The sequence below is a fragment of the Methylobacterium sp. E-045 genome (genome assembly GCF_022829685.1).
GTDB lineage: Bacteria > Pseudomonadota > Alphaproteobacteria > Rhizobiales > Beijerinckiaceae > Methylobacterium.
This window is the reverse complement of the sequence record NZ_JAKSYE010000086.1, coordinates 270,534-291,771: the sequence shown is the minus strand read 5'-3', so window position 1 is coordinate 291,771 and position 21,238 is coordinate 270,534. Positions and strand designations below refer to the sequence as shown.

At 66.6% G+C, this 21,238-nt stretch carries 31 protein-coding genes and 1 pseudogene; 29 read left to right on the top strand and 3 right to left on the bottom strand.

The genetic code is table 11. The annotated features are described in order from the left end of the window. From tuf to rplQ, 29 genes and pseudogenes are all read left to right on the top strand, one after another. A pseudogene (gene tuf, locus MKK51_RS16965) lies at window positions 1-169 on the top strand (elongation factor Tu); the annotation flags it as partial. Window positions 170-254: 85 nt separating this feature from the next. Beyond that, complete coding sequence (rpsJ, locus tag MKK51_RS16960) at window positions 255-563, top strand: 30S ribosomal protein S10 (RefSeq protein ID WP_018044230.1); 309 nt, start codon at window positions 255-257, stop codon at window positions 561-563. 50 nt (window positions 564-613) lie between these two features. Then, window positions 614-1,357, top strand: a complete 744-nt coding sequence (gene rplC, locus MKK51_RS16955; RefSeq protein WP_018044229.1) for a 50S ribosomal protein L3 — start codon at window positions 614-616, stop codon at window positions 1,355-1,357. Beyond that, window positions 1,357-1,977, top strand: a complete 621-nt coding sequence (gene rplD, locus MKK51_RS16950; RefSeq protein ID WP_027172970.1) for a 50S ribosomal protein L4 — start codon at window positions 1,357-1,359, stop codon at window positions 1,975-1,977. Before rplC ends, rplD begins: the two co-directional genes overlap by 1 nt. Then, window positions 1,974-2,270, top strand: coding sequence for a 50S ribosomal protein L23 (locus MKK51_RS16945; RefSeq protein ID WP_018044227.1), 297 nt, complete (start codon window positions 1,974-1,976; stop codon window positions 2,268-2,270). Before rplD ends, MKK51_RS16945 begins: the two co-directional genes overlap by 4 nt. Window positions 2,271-2,295: 25 nt before the next feature. Next, window positions 2,296-3,132: a 50S ribosomal protein L2 gene (gene rplB, locus MKK51_RS16940; protein WP_018044226.1), complete on the top strand. Its 837-nt coding sequence runs from the start codon at window positions 2,296-2,298 to the stop codon at window positions 3,130-3,132. Window positions 3,133-3,137: 5 nt separating this feature from the next. Next, entirely contained in the window at window positions 3,138-3,416 is a 279-nt protein-coding gene (gene rpsS, locus MKK51_RS16935; RefSeq protein ID WP_018044225.1) for a 30S ribosomal protein S19, read from the top strand. A gap of 1 nt (window position 3,417) precedes the next feature. Further along, window positions 3,418-3,804: a 50S ribosomal protein L22 gene (gene rplV / locus MKK51_RS16930; RefSeq protein WP_018044224.1), complete on the top strand. Its 387-nt coding sequence runs from the start codon at window positions 3,418-3,420 to the stop codon at window positions 3,802-3,804. Between the two features lie 10 nt (window positions 3,805-3,814). Beyond that, on the top strand, window positions 3,815-4,555 hold the full coding sequence (rpsC, locus tag MKK51_RS16925; protein WP_018044223.1) for a 30S ribosomal protein S3: 741 nt from the start codon (window positions 3,815-3,817) through the stop codon (window positions 4,553-4,555). 49 nt (window positions 4,556-4,604) lie between these two features. Beyond that, the gene (rplP, locus tag MKK51_RS16920) at window positions 4,605-5,018 is read left to right on the top strand and encodes a 50S ribosomal protein L16 (protein WP_018044222.1); all 414 of its coding nucleotides are present in this window, start codon (window positions 4,605-4,607) and stop codon (window positions 5,016-5,018) included. A 12-nt stretch (window positions 5,019-5,030) separates the two neighbouring features. Continuing rightward, entirely contained in the window at window positions 5,031-5,246 is a 216-nt protein-coding gene (rpmC, locus tag MKK51_RS16915; protein WP_018044221.1) for a 50S ribosomal protein L29, read from the top strand. A gap of 10 nt (window positions 5,247-5,256) precedes the next feature. Continuing rightward, the gene (gene rpsQ, locus MKK51_RS16910; RefSeq protein ID WP_243978993.1) at window positions 5,257-5,523 is read left to right on the top strand and encodes a 30S ribosomal protein S17; all 267 of its coding nucleotides are present in this window, start codon (window positions 5,257-5,259) and stop codon (window positions 5,521-5,523) included. A gap of 538 nt (window positions 5,524-6,061) precedes the next feature. Continuing rightward, window positions 6,062-6,430: a 50S ribosomal protein L14 gene (rplN, locus tag MKK51_RS16905; RefSeq protein ID WP_018044219.1), complete on the top strand. Its 369-nt coding sequence runs from the start codon at window positions 6,062-6,064 to the stop codon at window positions 6,428-6,430. Next, the gene (rplX, locus tag MKK51_RS16900) at window positions 6,430-6,747 is read left to right on the top strand and encodes a 50S ribosomal protein L24 (RefSeq protein WP_018044218.1); all 318 of its coding nucleotides are present in this window, start codon (window positions 6,430-6,432) and stop codon (window positions 6,745-6,747) included. The genes rplN and rplX overlap by 1 nt, the downstream gene beginning before the upstream one ends. Then, window positions 6,740-7,306, top strand: a complete 567-nt coding sequence (rplE, locus tag MKK51_RS16895) for a 50S ribosomal protein L5 (RefSeq protein ID WP_027172974.1) — start codon at window positions 6,740-6,742, stop codon at window positions 7,304-7,306. Before rplX ends, rplE begins: the two co-directional genes overlap by 8 nt. Window positions 7,307-7,345: 39 nt before the next feature. Then, entirely contained in the window at window positions 7,346-7,651 is a 306-nt protein-coding gene (gene rpsN, locus MKK51_RS16890) for a 30S ribosomal protein S14 (RefSeq protein WP_018044216.1), read from the top strand. 12 nt (window positions 7,652-7,663) lie between these two features. Next, window positions 7,664-8,059, top strand: a complete 396-nt coding sequence (gene rpsH / locus MKK51_RS16885; RefSeq protein WP_018044215.1) for a 30S ribosomal protein S8 — start codon at window positions 7,664-7,666, stop codon at window positions 8,057-8,059. Between the two features lie 22 nt (window positions 8,060-8,081). Next, entirely contained in the window at window positions 8,082-8,615 is a 534-nt protein-coding gene (gene rplF / locus MKK51_RS16880) for a 50S ribosomal protein L6 (protein ID WP_243978992.1), read from the top strand. Between the two features lie 12 nt (window positions 8,616-8,627). Beyond that, complete coding sequence (gene rplR, locus MKK51_RS16875) at window positions 8,628-8,990, top strand: 50S ribosomal protein L18 (protein WP_018044213.1); 363 nt, start codon at window positions 8,628-8,630, stop codon at window positions 8,988-8,990. 93 nt (window positions 8,991-9,083) lie between these two features. Then, complete coding sequence (rpsE, locus tag MKK51_RS16870; protein ID WP_018044212.1) at window positions 9,084-9,671, top strand: 30S ribosomal protein S5; 588 nt, start codon at window positions 9,084-9,086, stop codon at window positions 9,669-9,671. A 12-nt stretch (window positions 9,672-9,683) separates the two neighbouring features. After that, window positions 9,684-9,875 carry a 50S ribosomal protein L30 gene (rpmD, locus tag MKK51_RS16865; RefSeq protein WP_018044211.1) on the top strand — a complete coding sequence of 64 codons (192 nt, stop codon included), beginning with the start codon at window positions 9,684-9,686 and terminating at the stop codon, window positions 9,873-9,875. Window positions 9,876-9,886: 11 nt separating this feature from the next. Further along, window positions 9,887-10,384: a 50S ribosomal protein L15 gene (gene rplO, locus MKK51_RS16860; protein WP_027172977.1), complete on the top strand. Its 498-nt coding sequence runs from the start codon at window positions 9,887-9,889 to the stop codon at window positions 10,382-10,384. 148 nt (window positions 10,385-10,532) lie between these two features. After that, window positions 10,533-11,870: a preprotein translocase subunit SecY gene (gene secY / locus MKK51_RS16855; RefSeq protein ID WP_056251141.1), complete on the top strand. Its 1,338-nt coding sequence runs from the start codon at window positions 10,533-10,535 to the stop codon at window positions 11,868-11,870. Window positions 11,871-11,985: 115 nt separating this feature from the next. Beyond that, window positions 11,986-12,588 (top strand): adenylate kinase, encoded by a 603-nt coding sequence (locus MKK51_RS16850; RefSeq protein WP_243978991.1) that lies wholly within the window; start codon window positions 11,986-11,988, stop codon window positions 12,586-12,588. Between the two features lie 211 nt (window positions 12,589-12,799). After that, entirely contained in the window at window positions 12,800-13,168 is a 369-nt protein-coding gene (gene rpsM / locus MKK51_RS16845) for a 30S ribosomal protein S13 (protein ID WP_018044207.1), read from the top strand. A gap of 172 nt (window positions 13,169-13,340) precedes the next feature. Next, window positions 13,341-13,730 (top strand): 30S ribosomal protein S11, encoded by a 390-nt coding sequence (gene rpsK / locus MKK51_RS16840; RefSeq protein ID WP_018044206.1) that lies wholly within the window; start codon window positions 13,341-13,343, stop codon window positions 13,728-13,730. A gap of 45 nt (window positions 13,731-13,775) precedes the next feature. Beyond that, entirely contained in the window at window positions 13,776-14,651 is an 876-nt protein-coding gene (locus MKK51_RS16835; protein ID WP_243978990.1) for an MBL fold metallo-hydrolase, read from the top strand. A gap of 119 nt (window positions 14,652-14,770) precedes the next feature. Continuing rightward, a complete protein-coding gene (locus MKK51_RS16830) occupies window positions 14,771-15,790 on the top strand; it encodes a DNA-directed RNA polymerase subunit alpha (protein WP_018044204.1) in 1,020 nt (339 codons plus the stop codon). A 187-nt stretch (window positions 15,791-15,977) separates the two neighbouring features. Then, on the top strand, window positions 15,978-16,388 hold the full coding sequence (gene rplQ / locus MKK51_RS16825) for a 50S ribosomal protein L17 (protein ID WP_243978989.1): 411 nt from the start codon (window positions 15,978-15,980) through the stop codon (window positions 16,386-16,388). A 122-nt stretch (window positions 16,389-16,510) separates the two neighbouring features. Here the strand turns inward: rplQ and MKK51_RS16820 are convergent, their stop codons facing one another. From MKK51_RS16820 to cheB, 3 genes are read right to left on the bottom strand one after another with little or no spacing between them, the layout of a single operon-like run. Beyond that, complete coding sequence (locus tag MKK51_RS16820) at window positions 16,511-18,376, bottom strand: response regulator (RefSeq protein ID WP_243978988.1); 1,866 nt, start codon at window positions 18,374-18,376, stop codon at window positions 16,511-16,513. Between the two features lie 2 nt (window positions 18,377-18,378). Next, window positions 18,379-20,115, bottom strand: coding sequence for a response regulator (locus MKK51_RS16815; RefSeq protein WP_243978987.1), 1,737 nt, complete (start codon window positions 20,113-20,115; stop codon window positions 18,379-18,381). Then, on the bottom strand, window positions 20,112-21,185 hold the full coding sequence (gene cheB, locus MKK51_RS16810; protein WP_243979001.1) for a chemotaxis-specific protein-glutamate methyltransferase CheB: 1,074 nt from the start codon (window positions 21,183-21,185) through the stop codon (window positions 20,112-20,114). The genes MKK51_RS16815 and cheB overlap by 4 nt, the downstream gene beginning before the upstream one ends. Window positions 21,186-21,238: the final 53 nt, after the last annotated feature.

Here is a 21,238-nt window from a genome sequence, read left to right as displayed (position 1 = left end):
CGGCGTGTGCGTGCTCCCCGAGGGCACCGAGATGGTGATGCCCGGCGACAGCGTGACCATGGACGTCACCCTCATCGTCCCCGTCGCCATGGAAGAGAAGCTCCGCTTCGCCATCCGTGAAGGCGGACGCACCGTCGGCGCTGGCGTCGTCGCCGCCATCAACGATTAAGTTCGGTACGCTCAGTCTGCTGGGATCGACAGAGGGGCGGGTCCTCGCGCCCGCCCCTTCTTAAGTCCCGCCAAGGTTTCAGGTCATGAACGGTCAGAATATCCGCATTCGCCTTAAGGCGTTCGATCATCGCATCCTCGATGCCTCGACCCGCGAGATCGTGTCGACGGCCAAGCGCACCGGCGCGACCATCCGTGGTCCGATCCCGCTGCCGACGCATATCGAGAAGTTCACCGTCAACCGCTCGCCGCACATCGACAAGAAGTCGCGCGAGCAGTTCGAGATGCGCACCCATAAGCGCGTCCTCGATATCGTCGATCCGACGCCGCAGACCGTGGACGCGCTGATGAAGCTCGACCTCGCCGCCGGCGTGGATGTGGAGATCAAGCTCTAAGTCCCGCGGGGATTTAGAGCTTACCGTAGAATCGCGCGAGGGAGACACCTATGCGCTCAGGCGTCATTGCACAGAAGGTCGGCATGACCCGCATCTTTACGGATGCAGGCGAACATGTCCCCGTGACAGTGCTTAAAATCGATCAATGCCAGGTGGTTGCCCACCGTACCGTCGAGAAGAACGGCTACGTCGCCCTTCAGGTCGGCGTCGGCAAGGCCAAGGTGAAGAACGTGTCGGCCGCCGAGCGCGGCCGGTTCGCGGTCGCCAAGGTCGAGCCGAAGCAGAAGCTCGCCGAGTTCCGCGTGTCCGAGGATGCGCTGATCCCGGTCGGCGCCGAGATCACCGCCGACCACTTCATCCCCGGCCAGTTCGTCGATGTGACGGGCACGACCACGGGTAAGGGCTTCGCCGGCGGTATGAAGCGCTGGAACTTCGGCGGTCTTCGCGCCACCCACGGCGTGTCCATCTCGCACCGTTCGATCGGTTCGACCGGTGGCCGTCAGGATCCCGGCAAGACCTTCAAGAACAAGAAGATGCCCGGTCACATGGGCGTCGACCGGGTCACGACCCAGAACCTGCGCGTCGTGCGTACGGATCCCGAGCGTGGCCTCATCCTCGTCGAAGGCGCCGTCCCTGGTGTCGCCGGCGGCTGGATCCAGATCCGCGACGCGGTGAAGCGCAAGCTCCCCGCCGACGTGCCGCAGCCGGGCAAGTTCCGTGAGAACGGTTCCTCCGCTGCTCCCGCCACCGAAGCTCCGGCTCCCGAGGCTCCCGCTTCCGAGGAGAACGCGTGATGAAGCTCGATATCACCACTCTCGACGGCGACGGCGCCGGGTCCATCGACCTGGACGAGACCATCTTCGGTCTCGAGCCCCGCGCCGATCTGCTCCAGCGCATGGTGCGCTGGCAGCTGGCCAAGCGTCAGGCCGGCACCCACGCGGTCAAGAACCGTTCGGACGTCAACCGCACCCGCAAGAAGCTGTACAAGCAGAAGGGCACCGGTAACGCACGTCACGGCGCCGCCTCCGCTCCGCAGTTCCGCGGCGGTGGACGCGCCTTCGGCCCGGTCGTGCGCAGCCATGCCCACGACCTGCCCAAGAAGGTCCGCGCCCTGGCCCTCCGTCACGCCCTCTCCGCCAAGGTGAAGGCCGAGACCCTCATCATCGTGGACGACGTGACGCTCGCCGACGGCAAGACCAGGAACCTGGTCGAGCGCTTCGAGAAGATGGGCCTGTCCAGCGCGCTGATCATCAGCGGCGCCGAGGTCGACGTGAACTTCGGTCGCGCCGCCCGCAACATCCCGCAGATCGATGTCCTGCCGGTTCAGGGCATCAACGTCTACGACATCCTGCGTCGCGACAAGCTCGTGCTGACGCGCGCAGCGATCGATGCGCTGGAGGCGCGATTCAAATGAGTGCCGATCCGCGCCACTATGACATCATCGTCTCCCCGGTCATCACCGAGAAGGCGACGAACCTCACCGAGCAGAACAAGGTCGTCTTCCGGGTCTCCCCGAAGGCTACCAAGCCGCAGATCAAGGAAGCGGTTGAGAAGCTGTTCGACGTCAAGGTGACCGGCGTGAACACGCTCGTCACCAAGGGCAAGAAGAAGATTTTCCGCGGGCTTCGCGGACAGCGTTCGGACGTGAAGAAAGCGATCGTGACCCTCGCCGAGGGTGAAACGATCGACGTCACGACCGGGCTCTGACACGAAAAGCGTTAGGATCAAGCCGATGGCCTTGAAGACATTCAAACCGGTCACGCCGAGCCTTCGCCAGCTCGTGCTCGTCGACCGCCGTGAGCTCTACAAGGGCAAGCCGGTCAAGAAGCTCACCGAGGGCAAGTCGTCCTCGGGCGGCCGTAACAACCTCGGTCGCATCACCGTCCGCTTCCGCGGCGGTGGACACAAGCGCACCCTGCGCAACGTCGATTTCAAGCGGCGTGAGCAGCTCGGCGTGGCCGCCACGGTGGAGCGGATCGAGTACGATCCCAACCGCACGGCGTTCATCGCACTGATCACCTTCCCCGACGGCGTGCAGAGCTACATCCTGGCTCCCCAGCGCCTGTCGCCGGGCGACAAGGTGATTGCCGCCGAGCAGGTCGACATCAAGCCGGGCAATGCCGGCCCGGTCGGCAACATGCCGGTGGGCACCATCGTCCACAACGTCGAGCTGAAGATCGGCAAGGGCGGCGCGATCGCCCGTTCGGCCGGAAACTACGCTCAGATCGTCGGACGCGACCAGGGCTACGTCACCCTGCGCCTGAACTCGGGTGAGCAGCGCCTGGTCCACGGCAACTGCTTCGCCAGTGTCGGTGCGGTGTCGAACCCGGACCACATGAACATCTCCCTCGGCAAGGCCGGACGCAATCGCTGGCTCGGCAAGCGCCCGCACGTCCGCGGCGTTGCCATGAACCCGGTCGATCACCCGCACGGCGGCGGTGAGGGTCGTACCTCGGGCGGCCGTAACCCGGTCACGCCCTGGGGCGTGCCCACCAAGGGGAAGAAGACCCGCTCCAACAAGCGGACCGACGTCTTCATCCTCGCCAGCCGTCACAACCGCAAGAAGTAACCCTCATGGCACGCTCGCTCTGGAAGGGGCCGTTCATCGACGGCTACCTCCTCAAGAAGGCTGAGACCGCTCGCGGATCCAGCCGCAACGAAGTCATCAAGATCTGGAGCCGTCGCTCCACGATCCTGCCGCAGTTCGTCGGGCTCACCTTCGGTGTGCACAACGGACAGAAGCATATCCCGGTCTACGTGTCCGAGGAGATGGTCGGTCACAAATTCGGCGAGTTCTCGCCGACCCGTACCTTCCACGGCCACGCAGCCGACAAGAAGGCGAAGAGGCGCTGAGATGGGCAAGCAAGCCACCCCCCGCGCGCTCCCCGAGAACGAAGCGAAGGCCGTCGCGCGCATGCTGCGCGTGAGCCCCCAGAAGCTCAATCTCGTTGCGCAACTCATCCGCGGTAAGAAGGTCGAGTCGGCTCTGGCCGACCTGGAATTCTCCCGCAAGCGGATCGCCCGTGAGGTCAAGAAGTGCCTCGAGAGCGCCATCGCCAATGCCGAGAACAACCATGACCTCGATGTCGACGATCTCGTCGTCTCCGAGGCGTTCGTCGGCAAGGCGCTCGTGCTCAAGCGGTTCCACGCCCGTGCGCGTGGCCGCGGCGCCCGCATCCTGAAGCCCTTCGCGAACCTCACCATCGTGGTGCGCGAAGTCCCGACCGCCGAAGCGGCGTGAGGAGGACCTGATGGGCCAGAAAGTCAATCCGATCGGTCTGCGGCTCGGTATCAACCGGACCTGGGACTCCCGCTGGTTCGCCCAGAAGGGCGAATACGCCAAGCTGATGCATGAGGACGTGGCCATCCGCGCCGCGCTCATGAAGCAGCTGAAGCAGGCGGCGGTCTCGAAGATCGTCATCGAGCGTCCGCACCGGAAGTGCCGCGTCACCATCCACTCGGGTCGTCCGGGCGTGGTGATCGGCAAGAAGGGCGCGGATATCGAGAAGCTGCGCAAGCTCGTCGGCACCCTCACCAAGGCCGACGTGACGATCAACATCGTCGAGGTGCGCAAGCCCGAGATCGATGCCACCCTGGTGGCCGATTCGATCGCCCAGCAGCTCGAGCGTCGTGTCGCCTTCCGTCGCGCCATGAAGCGCGCCGTGCAGTCGGCCATGCGTCTCGGAGCCGAAGGCATCCGGATCAATTGCTCCGGCCGTCTCGGCGGCGCCGAGATCGCTCGCCAGGAATGGTACCGCGAAGGTCGCGTTCCGCTGCATACCCTGCGCGCGGATGTCGACTACGGCGTGGCGACCGCCTTCACGACCTACGGGACGTGCGGAATCAAGGTGTGGGTGTTCAAGGGCGAAATCCTTGAGCACGACCCGATGGCGCAGGACAAGCGCGCTCAGGAAGAAGGCGGCCGTTCGGGCGGACGTCGCGAGCGCGATGGCGAGGGTGGCCGCGAGCGCGGCCGGCGCGAACACGCCTGAGGCGTGATCGCGTATGCCCGTTAGCCATAGAAGGTGTTGAGAGGCTGCCATGTTGCAACCCAAGAAGACCAGGTTCCGTAAGCAGTTCAAGGGTCGCATCCACGGTGCGGCCAAGGGCGGCTTTGACCTCAATTTCGGGACGTTCGGCCTGAAGGCCATTGAGCCCGAGCGCGTCACCGCACGGCAGATCGAGGCGGCCCGCCGCGCGATCACCCGTGAGATGAAGCGTCAGGGCCGTGTCTGGATCCGGATCTTCCCGGACGTTCCGGTCACGGCAAAGCCCACCGAAGTCCGCATGGGCTCCGGTAAGGGTGCACCCGAGTTCTGGGCTGCCCGCGTGCATCCCGGACGTATCATGTTCGAAGTCGACGGCGTCGCCGAGGACATCGCCAAGGAGGCCCTGCGCCTCGGTGCGGCGAAGCTCCCGATCCGCACGCGCGTCGTTCAGCGTATCGCTGACTAAGGGGAGGGGATCATGAAGTCGTCACAGAGACAGTCGGATCTGGCCGCCCTGTCGCCCGATCAGCTGAACGATGAGCTGCTGAACCTGAAGAAGGAGCAGTTCAACCTGCGCTTCCAGGGCGCCACCGGCCAGCTCGAGAACGTCGCACGGGTCCGTGAGGTCCGCCGCGATATCGCCCGCGTTCGCACTCTCCAGCGTCAGAAGACGCTGAAGTCCGCGCAGGCCTGAGGAGTACATCATGCCGAAGCGCGTATTGCAGGGCGTCGTCGTCAGCGACAAGGGCGAGAAGACCATCGTCGTGAAGGTGGAGCGTCGCTTCACCCATCCGGTGATGAAGAAGACCGTCCGTCGGTCGAAGAACTACCACGCCCATGACGAGACCAACGTCGCCAAGGTCGGCCAGACCGTGTCGATCGAGGAATGCCGTCCCTTCTCGAAGACCAAGACCTGGAGGCTCATCGAAGGTGGCGCAGCCGCCGCGGAATCACCTTCCGCCGAAGCGTGAGCCCCATGCAGGGTCGTTAGAGCGGGCGCAGCTTCTGCGCCCGCTTTTTTGCGTCGGCGATCCGGGACCGTTGGACGACGGTCTGCCGATCGCGAGGTGACTCGATCGACGCGACCGGCCTTCCTGGGCTCCCGCAGTCGAATCACGCGATGCCGGTCCGCCGCCAAGGGCCGTGATGCCTGGCGGCCGACATGACCGTTCCCCACGCGTCGACGTGCGGCCCTTGGGAAAAACCACGGTGGGGTCGCGAACCCGCTGGTTCTACCGGTCCCGTCGGGGCATGCGGACCGCTCTTGTCGTGGCGGCGGCGCGTCTTTGCTCTTGCACGGGGCGGGCCTCTATAGTAACAGGCCGTCCTTCGCGACATGCAAAAGGGTGTTCGCACCCTTGGACCGCGGCGACCGCGCCGGCGTTGAGAAACGCCGAATGCGCGGTCCTTCTATATGAGCCGGGGACATCAGATCCCCATCAGACGTCGTCCGCCGGACAATACCGTCCGTGTGCGGAAACCCGTCTGAAACAAGGAAAGGTCACTCTCGTGATCCAGATGCAGACGAATCTGGACGTCGCCGACAATTCTGGTGCGCGTCGCGTGATGTGCATCAAGGTTCTCGGCGGGTCGAAGCGCAAGTATGCCGGAGTCGGCGACATCATCGTCGTCTCGGTGAAGGAGGCCATTCCCCGCGGCCGCGTGAAGAAGGGCGACGTCATGAAAGCCGTCGTCGTTCGCACCGCCAAGGAAGTGAAGCGCGCCGACGGATCCGTGATCCGGTTCGACAAGAACGCCGCTGTCCTGATCAACAATCAGAAAGAGCCGATCGGCACCCGTATCTTCGGACCCGTGCCGCGCGAGTTGCGCGCCCGGAACCACATGAAGATCATCTCGCTCGCTCCGGAGGTGCTGTGATGGCTGCCAAGGTCAAGAAGGGCGACAAGGTCGTCATTCTCACCGGACGCGACAAGGGTCGCTCCGGCGAGGTCATCCAGGTGATGCCGAAGGAAGACCGTGCGCTCGTGCGCGGGGTCAATCTGGTCAAGAAGCACCAGAAGCAGACGCAGAACCAGGAAGGCGGCATCATCTCCAAGGAAGCCGCCATTCATCTGTCCAACATCGCGATTGCCGACCCCAAGGACGGTCAACCGACGCGCGTTGGTTTCCGCATTCTCGACGACGGCCGCAAGGTCCGGTTCGCCAAGCGCTCGGGGGATCTGATCGATGGCTGAGAAGAACAACGACGCGTACACCCCTCGTCTGCGCAAGCACTACGATGAGGTCGTTCGCCAGAAGCTGATCGAAGAGTTCGGCTACAAGAACCCCATGCAGGTTCCGGTCATCGAGAAGATCGTGATCAACATGGGCGTCGGCGAGTCCACCGCCGATTCCAAGAAGGCCTCCGTCGCCGCCGGCGACCTTGCCCTGATCGCCGGCCAGAAGCCGGTCATCACCAAGGCCCGTAAGGCCATCGCGACCTTCAAGGTCCGCGAAGGCATGCCGATCGGCTGCAAGGTCACCCTGCGTAAGCACCGGATGTACGAGTTCATGGACCGCCTGATCACGATCGCGCTCCCGCGCGTTCGTGACTTCCGCGGCCTGAACCCCCGTTCGTTCGACGGCAACGGCAACTACGCGTTGGGCCTCAAGGAGCACCTCGTGTTCCCCGAGATCTCCTACGACAAGGCCGATGCCACCTGGGGCATGGACATCGTGATCCAGACGTCGGCTCGCACCGATGCCGAGGCGCGCGCGCTCCTCTCGCAATTCCGATTCCCGTTCCGGCAGTAAGGGCTGAAAAGCGCTTAGACGCGGACACTGGAGAGAGACATGGCAAAGAAAAGCTCAGTCGAGAAGAACAACCACCGCAAGGAACTGGTGAAGCGGTTCGCCGCCAAGCGTAAGGCCCTCCTTGCGACCGCCAACAACGAAGGCCTCGAGATGGAGGAGCGCTTCGAAGCGCGCCTCAAGCTCGCGGAACTGCCCCGTAACTCGTCGGCGACCCGGGTCCGCAACCGTTGCGGCATCACGGGACGTCCCCGCGCTTTCTACCGCAAGATGGGCATCTCGCGCGTGGCGCTTCGGGAACTTGGCAATCGGGGTCTCATCCCCGGTCTGGTCAAGTCCAGCTGGTAAGGAGCAGACACCATGGTCAACGATCCCGTGGGTGATATGCTCACCCGCATCCGCAACGGCCAGATGCGCCGCCGCAACGTCGTTCAGACGCCCGGCTCGCGTCTGCGTGCGAGCGTTCTCGACGTCCTCAAGGCCGAGGGCTACATCCGCGATTACGCCACGACCGATTTCGGCAACGGCCGCACCGAGTTCTCGATCGAGCTCAAGTACTATGACGGCCAGCCCGTCATCCGCTCGATCCAGCGCGTCTCGAAGCCCGGCCGCCGCGTCTATTCGGCCGTGACCGAACTTCCCCGCGTCGCCGACGGCCTCGGCGTCACCATCGTGTCCACCCCGCAGGGCGTCATGGCCGACCACGAGGCGCGTGAGCGCAACGTCGGCGGCGAAGTGCTCTGCAAGGTGTTCTGATCTCGGACTTGGAGGAAAGGCAATGTCTCGCGTAGGCAAGAAGCCCGTTCCCGTCCCGTCCGGTGTGACGGCCACGGTGACCGGTCAGACGGTAACGATGAAGGGCTCCAAGGGTGAGCTCAAATACGTCGTCCCCAGTGTGGTGGACGTGAAGTTCGAGGACGGTGCCGTCTCGGTGCTGCCCAAGAACCAGACCAAGGAGGCCCGCTCGCTGTGGGGCACCTCCCGGGCCCAGGTGGCGAACCTCGTCGAGGGCGTCTCCAAGGGGTTCGAGAAGAAGCTCGAGATCACCGGCGTCGGCTATCGTGCCGCCATGGCCGGCAAGGCCCTCAAGCTCTCCCTCGGCTACAGCCACGACATCGAGTACGCGATCCCGGTCGGGATTACGATCGCGGTGCCCAAGCCCACCGAGATCGTCATCTCCGGCATCGACCGGCAGGTGGTGGGACAGGTGGCAGCCGAGATTCGCGACTATCGCGGTCCCGAGCCCTACAAGGGCAAGGGCGTGCGGTACGCGGGTGAGTTCATCTTCCGCAAGGAAGGCAAGAAGAAGTAAGGGCCGGCCATCATGTCACGCAAAATCGATGCACTCGACCGCCGCAAGGCGCGTGTGCGCCGCGCGCTGCGGGCGGCGGCGAATGGACGGCCCCGGCTTTCGGTGTTCCGTTCCTCCAAGCAGATCTACGTCCAGGTCATCGACGACGCCGAGGGCAAGACCCTCGCCGCCGCTTCGACCCTCGACAAGGATCTTCGCTCGGGCCTGAAGACCGGCGCCGATACGGCGGCGGCCGCGGCCGTCGGCAAGCTCGTCGCCGAGCGCGCCAAGGCAGCCGGAGTCACCAAGGTGATCTTCGACCGATCGGGCTACATCTATCACGGGCGCGTCAAGGCGCTCGCCGACGCCGCCCGCGAGGGTGGCCTCGAGTTCTAAGACCAGGCGGGGAGGGACGGCACAGGCCGTCCCTCGGACAAGCTATCAAGCGAGCGGGCTCCGCCGCCCGCGTCAGTGAGACAGGATTGAAACATGGCACGTGAACGGGAAGGCGGTGGCCGCGGCCGCCGCGATGAGCGCGAGGAGCGCGACAGCGAATTCGTGGACAAGCTCGTCCACATCAACCGTGTCGCCAAGGTGGTGAAGGGCGGCCGTCGCTTCGGTTTCGCGGCCCTCGTCGTCGTCGGCGACCAGAAGGGTCGTGTTGGATTCGGCCACGGCAAGGCACGCGAAGTGCCGGAAGCCATCCGCAAGGCCACGGAAGCTGCCAAGCGCGGTCTCGTCCGTGTCGCCCTGCGCGAGGGCCGTACCCTCCACCACGACGTCTACGGACGCCACGGTGCGGGCAAGGTCATCCTGCGCGCCGCCCCGCAGGGGACCGGCATCATCGCCGGCGGCCCGATGCGCGCCGTCTTCGAGACGCTGGGCATGCAGGACGTCGTAGCCAAGTCGCTGGGCTCGTCGAACCCCTACAACCTCGTCCGCGCCACCTTCGAGGCGCTGAAGAACGAGGACAGCCCGCGCGCCGTCGCGGCCCGCCGGGGTCTCAAGGTCTCGACGCTTCAGGCTCGCCGTCGCGATGCCGATCCGTCCGACCTGTCCGAAGCCGCAGTCGCTTAAGGGGAGGGTGCAATGGCAACGAAGACTCTCCGCGTCGAGCAGATCGGCTCGCCGATCCGCCGCGAGGGCGACCAGCGCGCGACGCTGATCGGCCTTAAGCTCAACAAGCTGCACCGGGTGGCCACGCTGGAGGATACTCCCTCCGTGCGCGGAATGATCCGCAAGGTGCACCACCTCGTGCGCGTCCTCGACGACGCGGCCTGAGGGAGGGCATCATGAAACTGAACGAAATCCACGACAACGATGGCGCAACCAAGAACCGGATGCGCGTCGGCCGGGGCATCGGCTCCGGCAAGGGCAAGACCGCAGGTCGCGGCGTCAAGGGTCAGAAGGCCCGCACCGGCGTCTCGATCAAGGGCTTCGAGGGCGGCCAGATGCCGCTTCACCGTCGCCTGCCCAAGCGCGGCTTCAACAACCTGTACTCCACGGACCTGAACGAGGTGAATCTCGGCCGCGTCCAGCAGGCTGTCGATGCCGGCCGTCTCGACGCTTCGGCGGTCGTCACGGTGGAGTCCCTCGTCACCGCCGGAATCATCGCGCGTCCCCGTGACGGCGTGAAGCTCCTCGGCGTCGGCGAACTGACCGCGAAGCTCTCCTTCGAGGTCACCCGCGCGTCGAAGTCGGCGGTCGAGGCTGTCGAGAAGATCGGCGGCACGGTCAACGTCGCTTACGGTGCCGGCATCTCCACCCGCGGCAAGCCCTCCGCGGAATAAGTCTTCCGACGCCGCTGTTGCGTAGCGTCGGGGCAGACTTTAAGTCGAAGCTCTGAGCGGCGGCCCGTGCGACCTGCGCGTGGCCGCCGTTTCAGTTTGTTCGGGGGTGCTTCAACCCCCCATCTGGATCGATTCAGGAACGGGTGCCATGGCCTCAGCCGCCGAGCAGCTTGCCGCGAACCTCAATTTCGGGGCCATCGCCAAGGCCGACGAGCTCAAGAAGCGCATCTGGTTCACGCTGGGTGCGCTCGTGGTGTTCCGCCTCGGCACCTACATCCCGATTCCCGGCATCGACCCCGAGCAGTTCGCGCGGAACTTCCAGCAGCAGGCGGGCGGCGTCCTCGGGCTGTTCAACATGTTCTCCGGCGGTGCCGTCGAGCGCATGGCGATCTTCGCCCTCAACATCATGCCGTACATCTCGGCCTCCATCATCATTCAGCTCCTCACCTCGGTGATCCCGAGCCTCGAGACGCTGAAGAAGGAGGGTGAATCCGGCCGCAAGGTCATCAACCAGTACACCCGCTATCTCACCGTGGTGCTGGCGCTGGTGCAGAGCTGGGGCATCGCCTTCGGCCTCCAGAGTTCGAGTGCCGCGATCGATCCGGGTCCGTTCTTCATCCTGTCCACGGTGATCACGCTGACCGGCGGAACCCTGTTCCTGATGTGGATCGGCGAGCAGATCACGTCGCGCGGCATCGGCAACGGCTCCTCCCTCATCATCTTCGCCGGCATCGTCGCCCATCTGCCCACCGCCATCGTCGGCGCGCTGGAACTGAGCCGGACCGGTGCGCTGTCGGCCGCCGTCATCCTGGGCGTCGGCCTCGCGGCCATCGTCCTCGTCTACTTCATCGTGTTCATGGAGCGGGCTCAGCGCCGGCTCCTCATCAACTACCCCAAGCGCCAGGTTGGCAACCGGATGTACGAGGGCCAGACCTCGTTCCTGCCGCTGAAGCTGAACACCGCCGGCGTGATTCCGCCGATCTTCGCCTCGTCGCTGCTTCTGCTGCCCGCCACCGTGGCGAGCTTTTCCGCCAATAACGGCGGCACCGGCGTGCTGGCGACGATCACGACCTATCTCGGCCATGGCCGTCCGCTCTACATGGTCCTCTACGCTGCGCTGATCATCTTCTTCGCGTTCTTCTACACGGCGGTGGTCTTCAATCCGCAGGAGACGGCGGACAACCTGAAGAAGCAGGGCGGCTTCATTCCGGGCATCCGTCCGGGCGAGCGCACCGCCGCATTCATCGACAAGGTGCTGACGCGCATCACCCTCATCGGCGCCCTGTATTTGACTTTCGTCTGCCTTGTGCCGGAGATCCTGGCCTCCTACGCATCGGCGAGCCTCGGATTCGGCGGCACCTCCCTCCTCATCGTCGTCTCCGTGACGATGGATACGGTGGCCCAGGTCCATGGACATCTGATGGCCCACCAGTATGAGGGCCTCGTCAAGAAGGCGAAGCTGCGCGGCGCCACCCGGCGCCGGTGAGGCACCCGTGACGAAGCCGATCGACCAGGGCGGTGCCGGCCGGCATCGCCTCCCTGCGCCCTGAACGCCAGAACCATAACGCCCGAAGCGGCTACCGGACGAGGACAACGACGCTATGCGGATCATTCTGCTCGGACCACCTGGAGCCGGTAAGGGAACCCAGTCGGCCCGGATCGTCGAGCGTTTCGGCATTCCGCAGCTCTCCACGGGTGACATGCTGCGCGCGGCCGTGGCTGCGGGAACGCCCGTCGGCCTCGAAGCGAAATTGATCATGGAGAGCGGCGGGCTCGTGCCCGATTCCGTCGTGGTCGGGATCGTCGCCGACCGGATCGAGGAACCGGATGCCCGCCCCGGCTTCATCCTCGACGGGTTCCCCCGCACGGTGGACCAGGCCGCCGCTCTCGACAGGATGCTGGCCGAGAAGAACCTGTCGCTCGACACCGTCATCGAGTTCGCCGTGAACGAGGAGATCCTGGTCGGGCGCATCGCCAAGCGCGCGGCCGAGACCGCCGCACGCGGGGAACCCGTCCGCAAGGACGATACGCCCGAAGTGTTCAAGACCCGCCTCGCCGCCTTCCGCGCGCAGACGGCGCCTCTGTCGGCCTATTATGCGAGCCTCGGCATGCTTCGCACCGTCGACGGCATGAAGCCGGTGGACGAGGTGACGAACGACGTGATGGCTCTCCTCGAGCCTCTGGCCAGCACCACCGCCTCCTGAAATCATCGGCTCGGTGGACGTTGACAATATCGTCGGCCCGCGCTAGCAGGCCGTTATTCGTCCATGCGTGATGGGTCTGGAGTGCCTTGGTTCAAGAGGCGCTGCGGGCCGATTTGTCGTTATGGGCGGCGCGCAGGGGCCGGCCTCCACCGGACGCGCGTGACACAGCAGGGCCGGACCGCAGCGTCCGAGCGCCCAATGGAGTGAGACCTTGGCCCGTATCGCAGGCGTCAACATCCCGACCAACAAGCGCGTCGTCATCGCGCTCCAGTACATTCACGGCATCGGCGCGAAGAAGGCCGAAGAGATCACCGGCAAGGTCGGCATCCCCGCCGAGCGCCGCGTGAACCAGCTGACCGACGCCGAGGTGCTGTCGATCCGCGAGACGATCGACCGCGACTACATCGTCGAGGGCGATCTGCGCCGCGAAGTGTCGATGAACATCAAGCGTCTGATGGACCTCGGCTGCTACCGTGGGCTGCGTCATCGCCGCAACCTGCCCGTCCGCGGTCAGCGCACGCATACCAATGCGCGCACCCGCAAGGGCAAGTCGAAGCCGATCGCCGGCAAGAAGAAGTAATTTCTTGAAATTGGGAGGCAGTGCTTCGCTCTGCCTCCCTTCTGTCGCGCCGGGTGGCCCGCTATCGGCAGCCCGTCTGGCGGCACGGTCATCCCAAGCCGCGCCGCCACACCGCAAGAGAATCCCGAGCGCCTGGAATGACGGGCGCGCCTGAAGGACGAGACGAGAGACAATGGCCAAGGAAGCAACCCGCATTCGCCGCCGCGAACGCAAGAACATCGTGTCGGGCGTCGCCCACGTGAACGCCTCGTTCAACAACACGATGATCACCATCACCGACGCGCAGGGCAACACGATCTCCTGGTCGTCCGCCGGCGCCATGGGCTTCAAGGGCTCGCGCAAGTCGACCCCTTATGCCGCCCAGGTCGCCGCCGAGGACGCGGCCCGCAAGGCCTCCGAGCACGGCATGCGGACCCTCGAGGTCGAGGTGTCCGGTCCGGGTTCGGGTCGTGAATCGGCGCTCCGCGCGCTGCAAGCCGCCGGTTTCACCGTCACCTCCATCCGTGACGTGACGTCGATCCCGCATAACGGCTGCCGTCCGCGCAAGCGTCGTCGCGTCTGAGTCCGTTTCGTCGGTCGGCCCTCTGGTGTGAAAGCGGAGAAACGTGTGCCCGATGCCGTGAAGGCGCTCCCCGGCGTTCTACGCTGGAGCCTTGGCGATCTCACCGTCACCGTTCTGAATGACGGTTACCTTCAAGGCTCCCTCGATCTCGTCACCGGGATCGGGTCGGACGAGGCCGGTTCGCTTCAGGCGGCCGGCTTTCGTGCGCAGGCTCCTCGGATCACGCTCAACGCCTACCTGATCGAGGCGCCCGGCCGGAAACCCATCCTCATCGATTCGGGCATGGGCCATTTCGGCGGCGACACGCTCGGTCGGGTCCCGGCGGCCCTCGCCGCGACGGGTGTCAGCCCCGACGACATCGAGACGGTGCTGCTCACGCATCTCCATCCCGATCATGCCGGGGGCCTGATCCACCGGGACGGTTCGGCAGCCTATCCCAACGCGGAACTCGTCCTGCATCGGGGCGAGAGCGCTCATTGGCTGGCTGACGATGCGATCTCACGGGCTCCCGAGGGAGCCCGGCCGTATTTCGAGAACGCGCAGAAGGCGGTGGCCCCCTATGCCGGTCGCGTGCGGACGATGACCGACGGCGAGGTCCTTCCGGGCATCACGGCGGTTCCCCTGCCGGGGCATACGCCGGGTCATACCGGCTTTCGCATCGTCTCGGGCTCGGCGTCCCTCCTGATGTGGGCGGACATCGTCCATCTGCCGGCGATCCAGTTCAAGCGTCCGGAGGCCACGATAGTCTTCGACGTCGATCCGGAACGGGCCAGGGCGGTGCGCAAGCGGATGCTGGACGAGGTCTCGAGCGAGAGGACCTTCGTCACCGGCGGGCATCTGGAATTCCCGGCGCTCGGCTACGTGGCGCGAGAGGGCGGGGCCTACAGCTTCGTCCCGGAACTCTGGGTCGCGGCCCACTAACCGCCCGCTGCGTCGCGGGTACATGATTTTCGAGACCGAGCCGTGCAAGGCGATGCACGGGAAGGGCTCAAGGACCGACCACTGCAGTGGCTCGTGTCGGAAGTGCGAGAGGTAGGACCGTGGTCATACAGAAGAACTGGCAAGAGCTCATCAAGCCGAACAAGCTCCAGGTTTCGACCGGGCACGACCCCAAGCGGGTCGCCACCGTCGTCGCCGAGCCCCTCGAGCGCGGCTTCGGCACCACCCTCGGCAACTCCCTGCGCCGGGTTCTCCTGTCGTCGCTCCAGGGCGCGGCCGTGACCTCGGTCCAGATCGATGGCGTGCTGCACGAATTCTCGTCGATCCCCGGCGTGCGCGAGGACGTCACCGACATCGTCCTCAACATCAAGACCATCGCGATCCGGTCGCAGACCGAAGCGCCCAAGCGCCTCACCCTGCGCAAGACCGGTCCGGGCACCGTCACGGCCGGCGATATCGCCGCCGTCGGGGACATCCAGATCCTCAATCCCGAACTCGTCATCTGCACCCTGGACGACGGCGCCGAGATCCGGATGGAATTCACCGTCGCCACCGGCAAGGGCTACGTCCCGGCCGAGCGCAACCGTCCCGAAGACGCGCCCATCGGCCTGATCCCGGTGGACGCCCTGTTCTCGCCCGTCACCAAGGTGTCCTACCGCATCGAGACCACCCGCGAGGGCCAGGATCTCGACAAGGACAAGCTGACGATGACGATCGAGACCAACGGCGCCGTGTCGCCGGAGGACGCTCTGGCCTATGCCGCGCGCATCCTCCAGGACCAGCTCCAGGTGTTCGTGAACTTCGAGGAGCCCCGCAAGGAGGAGGCGCAGCCGCTCGCGCCGCAGCTTCCCTTCAACCCGGCGCTGCTCAAGAAGGTCGACGAGCTCGAACTGTCGGTCCGTTCGGCGAACTGCCTGAAGAACGACAACATCGTCTATATCGGCGACCTCATCCAGAAGTCGGAGGGCGAGATGCTGCGCACCCCGAACTTCGGCCGCAAGTCGCTCAACGAGATCAAGGAAGTCCTGGCCGCGATGGGCCTCCACCTCGGCATGGACATCCCCGGCTGGCCGCCTGAGAACATCGAAGATCTCGCCAAGCGCTTCGAAGAGCACTACTGAGGCTCGCTGCCTCGGGCATGACTTGGCGGCGCAACTCTGCGCCGCCGGTTTGGTCCACACGACGGGGGTTCGCGCGACGCGAACTCCCGAAGAATCCCGCCGCGGGGTCATGCGGAATGAACAGCCCCGATCTTGGGGCGCTCGGCCGTACCGTGGCACGGCGGCCAGTCAAGCAAGGAACAGCCAGATGCGTCATGGATTTCGCGGTCGTCGCTTCAACCGCACCACCGAACACCGCAAGGCGATGTTCGCCAACATGTCCGCCGCGCTGATCAAGCACGAGCAGATCATCACCACGCTGCCGAAGGCCAAGGACCTGCGTCCGGTCATCGAGAAGCTGATCACGCTGGGCAAGACCGACAGCCTGCATGCCCGCCGGCTCGCCATGTCGCAGATCCGCGACGAGGCCATGGTCCGCAAGCTCTTCGCCGTCCTCGGCCCGCGCTACAACGCCCGTCCGGGCGGCTACTGCCGCATCATGAAGGCCGGCTTCCGCTACGGCGACAACGCTCCCCTCGCGGTGATCGAGTTCGTCGATCGTGACGTGGATGCCCGTGGCCTGGATTCGGGTCCGTCGCAGGTCTCCGACGCGGCGTAAGCCTCAGCTCCCCCATCTGACGACGAAAAGGCGGCCGAGAGGCCGCCTTTTTTCTTGACCGCTCCGGCCGGCCCATCGGCCCTGTCCCCCACCGGGAGCGGACCGAGAGGCCACGCAGGAACTCATTCAGCGGCGACGAGCATCCCCGACACCAGGGCGGCGAGATCGGCCGAGTCGAAGGGCTTTCGCAGGACCGGCAGGTCCTCGGGGATCGGGATCGCCTCGGCATGACCGGTCACGATCAGGATCGGGACCGTCGACCAGCGCCGGCGCACGATCTCCGCGAGTTCGACGCCCGTCATTCCCGGCATGGCGAGGTCCGCCACGATGAGGTCGAAGGAGGAGCGCTCCAGCAGGGCCACCGCCGCGGCGCCGTCGGCCGCTTCGGTCTCGGTGTAGCCGAAGGTGTTGAGGAAGGAGGCGGTGACGTGGCGGACCTCGGCATCGTCGTCCACCACGAGGATACGCGCCGGGCTCAGAGCGCGTGGCGCCGTCACGGTGGCGAGGGGCGGGCGCTCCTCGGCGAGGTCCGCGCGCGGGAGAAACAGTTCGACCCTCGTGCCCTTCTCGATTTCGCTCGTGATGCGCAGCTTGCCCTGCGACTGCTGGGTGAGGCCGAACACCATGGCGAGGCCGAGGCCGGTGCCCTGGCCGACCGACTTGGTGGTGAAGAACGGTTCGCAGACCCGCGCCAGGATCTCCGGCGGGATGCCCATGCCCGAATCGGTGATCGTCACGGTGACGTACTCGCCCGCATCCAGGTCGGGATCGTCGGTCACCGTCACCGCGCCCGTGGCGATGGCGATCGATCCCCCGTCCGGCATGGCGTCGCGCGCGTTGATGCAGAGGTTGAGGATGGCGAGTTCCAGCTGGTCGGGATCGACCCGGGCGGCCGGATGGGCGGCGTCGAGATCGGTGGTCACCGTCACGAGCCCGCCGAGGCTCCCGCCCAGCAGCACGTCCATCCCGGCGACGAGGGCATTCACGTCCACCGACCGGGGGCGCAGGTCACGCGCCCGGCTGAAGCTCAGGAGGCGCTTCGTCAGTGAGGCACCGCGTTGGGCGGCCTGCGTCGCGTTGGTGACCAGGCGCTGGACCCGCGGCTGATCGACGATCTTGGGGCCGACGAGTTCGAGGCTGCCCAGGATCGCGGTGAGAAGGTTGTTGAAGTCGTGCGCGATGCCACCGGCGAGGGTGCCCAGCGCCTGCATCTTGTCCGACTGGCGCAGCCGCGCTTCGAGGTTCTTCTGTTCGGTGACGTCCCGCTCGATGGTGGCGAGGTGGGTGATGGCTCCGGCGGCGCCACGAATCGGCACGCGGGTGACATGGCTCCAGCGCTCCGCCCCCAACGGTCCCTCGGCGGAGACCGTCTCGGAGATGCTTCCGCTCGCGATGGCGGCCCGGTCGGCTTCGCGCGCGGCGCTCTCGCCCCCCGGCGTGCCTTCGATCTCCTCCCGGGTGCGCCCGAGGCACTCGGCGACGGTGTGGCCGAGTCGACCGGCCTTGCGTGCGTTGAGGCGGACGAAGCGCCCCTCCTTGTCCTTGAACGCGATGGCGTCTTCCGCATTGTCGAGGAGCCCGAGCAGCAGGGCGCGCTCGGTGGCGAGTTCGCGGGCGAGGCTGTGGCGCTCGAAGGCCTGGCTGACGGTGGAGCGCAGCAGGACCGGATCCCACGGCTTCGTGACGTAGCCGGTAATGCCACCCCGGTTGAGCGCGGCGATGACGGCGCTCATATCGGCATAGCCGGTGAGCAGGATCGTCTGGGCGTCGTGGAACGCCCGTGCCTCGGCCAGCATGACGTCGCCGGTCATGCCGGGCATGCGCTGATCGGAGAGAATCACGGCGATGTCCGGGCTCGCCCTGAGGATCTCGAGGGCCTCGGACGGCTTCGTCGTGGTGACGACCGTGTAATCGTCCTCGAACAGGTCTTCGAGGGCGATCAGGATGTCCGGCTCGTCATCGACGGCGAGGATCGTGCCTTTGACCATGTCTACGCTGCCTGCCGCGGAATGCCGATCACGAAACAGGCTCCCCCTCCTTCGGCCGTCTCCACGCTGAGCGAGCCGCTATGCGCCTGTACCACGCTGTATGCAATCGCGAGCCCAAGGCCCGTGCCCGCGCCCACGGGCTTCGTTGTGAAGAACGGCTCGAAGATCCGCTCCCGCAGGGTTTCGGGAATGCCGGGACCGGTATCGCTGATCCGGATCACGTCGGTGTCGGGCAGTCTCTGCGTGACGATGGTGATGGTGCCGGATTCCGGCATGGCATCGGCGGCATTGCCGAGAATGTTCATGACGACCTGATTGAGGAGGGCGGGCGTGCAGTGGATTTCGGGCCGGCCCGAGAAGTCGCGTTCGACGGCGATGCGCGTCCCGAGCTTGTGCTGGATCAGGGCGAGCACCGTCTCGATCGATTCGGGGACGTTGACGAGGGTGCGCTCGCCTTCGTCGAGCCGCGAGAACTTGCGCAGGTTGAGGACGAGATCCTGGATGCGCGTGAGGCCCATGCGCATGGAGCCGACGCGGTCGCGGCACTTGGCCAGCGCCCGGTGCGACGCGAATTCCGCCTCGGAGTCCGCGATCTCGCCGAGCAGGCGCTCGACCGTGCCCTGATGCGCGAGGATGAAGGCGAGGGGATTGTTGATCTCGTGGGCGATGCCGGCCACGAGCTCGCCGAGGGACGCCATCTTGGCGGCCTGGACCAGCTTGGCCTGGGCATCCGTGAGCTTGCGGTTGGCGGTGGCGAGGTCCTGGTTCGCCTGTTCGAGGGCGCCGGCCAGGGCGGCACGCGCCTCGGCCGCCTCCGCCTCGGCGCGCGCGCGTTCGAGGGCGCGCTCACGGGCACCGAACTCGCCGGCGATGCGGCGGTCGTCCTCCTCCAGGAGCTTGCGCCGGACGAGGCCCCGGACACGGATGACGAGGACTTCGCCGTCGGCCTTCGAGACCACGTCGTCGGCACCCGCGGCATAGGCTTCCACCAGGAAGTCCTTGGCCAAGGCGCTGCCGGCGATGCCGACGAGGTGGAAGGTCGGCGCGCCGGCCTCCCGCGCCTCGATCCCCGCCGCCCGGCGCCGGTCGATGGCCCTGCACAGGGCGAGGCCGTCATAGGCGGGGCCGAGGAGGTCGATGGTGACGCAATCGAACGCGGCATCGGCCTCGTTGAGGGCGGCGAGGGCGGCATCGTGGGTGGCGGCGGTCCGGACCTCGTGGCCCTCATGGGCGAGAAGGCCGGCGAGGAAGGTGCGATAGGTGGCACTGCCGTCGACCACGAGCACGCGGCCGCGCCGGAAGGCCGACACGCCCGGCCCGTCGCCGGGGGCGCTGCCGCCGTGGCGCTCGCGCAGGAGGGCGCGGATGCGCAGGATCAGGATGTCCCGGTCGGCGGATTTCGCCACATAGGCGTCGGCGCCGCTCTCCAGCCCCTGGCGTTCGCCGTCGCGGGCGCCGGTGAGCATCAGCAGGGGCAGGGCGCGGGTACGGAGCGACAGGCGGAGCTGGCGGGTGAACTCGTCGCCGTTCATGCCCGGCAGGTGGTGGTCGGCCACGACGAGATCGGGGAGGCGGGTGTTGAGATGATCGAGGGCCATCTCCGCCGTGGGACAGCGCTCCACCGAGAATCCGTGGCTCTCCAGAAGAAGGCGCAGTTCCAGCGCCTGCGTTTCCGAATCCTCGACGAGCAGGATCCGGGGCCGGGGGAGGGTGCCGTCGGGACTGCCGGGACCGCTCATGCGAAGGGGTCCTTCGCCACGAGGCCGGGCAGGGCGAGGCGGACGAGATGGGGGGCGACCTGGTCGAGGGGGAGGATCGCGGAGGCTCCCGAGAGCCGGATCGCTGCGGCCGGCATGCCGTACACGACGGCGGTGGTCTCGTGCTCGGCCACGGTCTGGGCCCCGGCCTGGCGCATGGCGAGGAGGCCGGTGGCGCCATCCTCGCCCATGCCGGTGAGAAGGACGCCGATGCCGCGCGCGCCGGCATGGCGGGCCACGGAGGAGAACAGGGCGGTGGCGGCCGGGCGCTGCCCCCCCACGGGCGCCGCATCCGAGATACGGAGGTATCCCCCGGGCGCCCATTCGAGATGGCGGTCGCCGGGCGCCACGTAGACATGTCCGGGCTCGGCCCGCTCGCCATCGGCCGCGAGCCTCACCGGCAGGGACACGACGCCGTTCAGCCAGGAGGCGAAGCCCTCCATGAAGGCGGGCCCCATGTGCTGGACCACGAGAACGGGAAGCGGGAACCCGTCGGGCAGCCCGCCGATGACGCGGGCGAGGGCCGGCGGGCCGCCGGTGGAGGCGGCGATCGCCAGGACGCTGGCGGCCTCCGACGCCGCCGGCGGCGCGGCGAGGTCCGACGACGTCAGCGGCGCCGACCGGCGCCCGGCCCATTCCGCACCGATCGGCCGACGGCGGATGACCGGCACCTCGGCCATGATCCGCAACTGCGTGCAGATCTCGGCGGAGACGGCGTCGTAGCCGGCATGGGTCGTCGCCACCGGTTTTTCCACCACGGAGAGCGCACCGGCGCGCAGGGCGTTCATGGAGATGCGCAGGGAGGAATCCTCCACCGAATCGGCGATGACGACGATGGGCGTCGGCTGCTCGGCCATGATCCGGCGGGTCGTCTCCAGACCATCGATGCCGGGGAGACGGATATCCATCGAGATGACATCGGGGCGGGCATTGGGAAGCACCGCCAGGGCCTCCTCGCCGGACGCGACGGCGGCCACCACTTCGAGGCGCGGGTCGCGGCCCACGATATGGCGCAGGAGCTCGCGGACCACGAGGGAATCCTCCACCAGCATCACGCGCACGGGAGCCCCCCGCCTCGTCGCCGGCGGAACCTCGATCGGTGTCT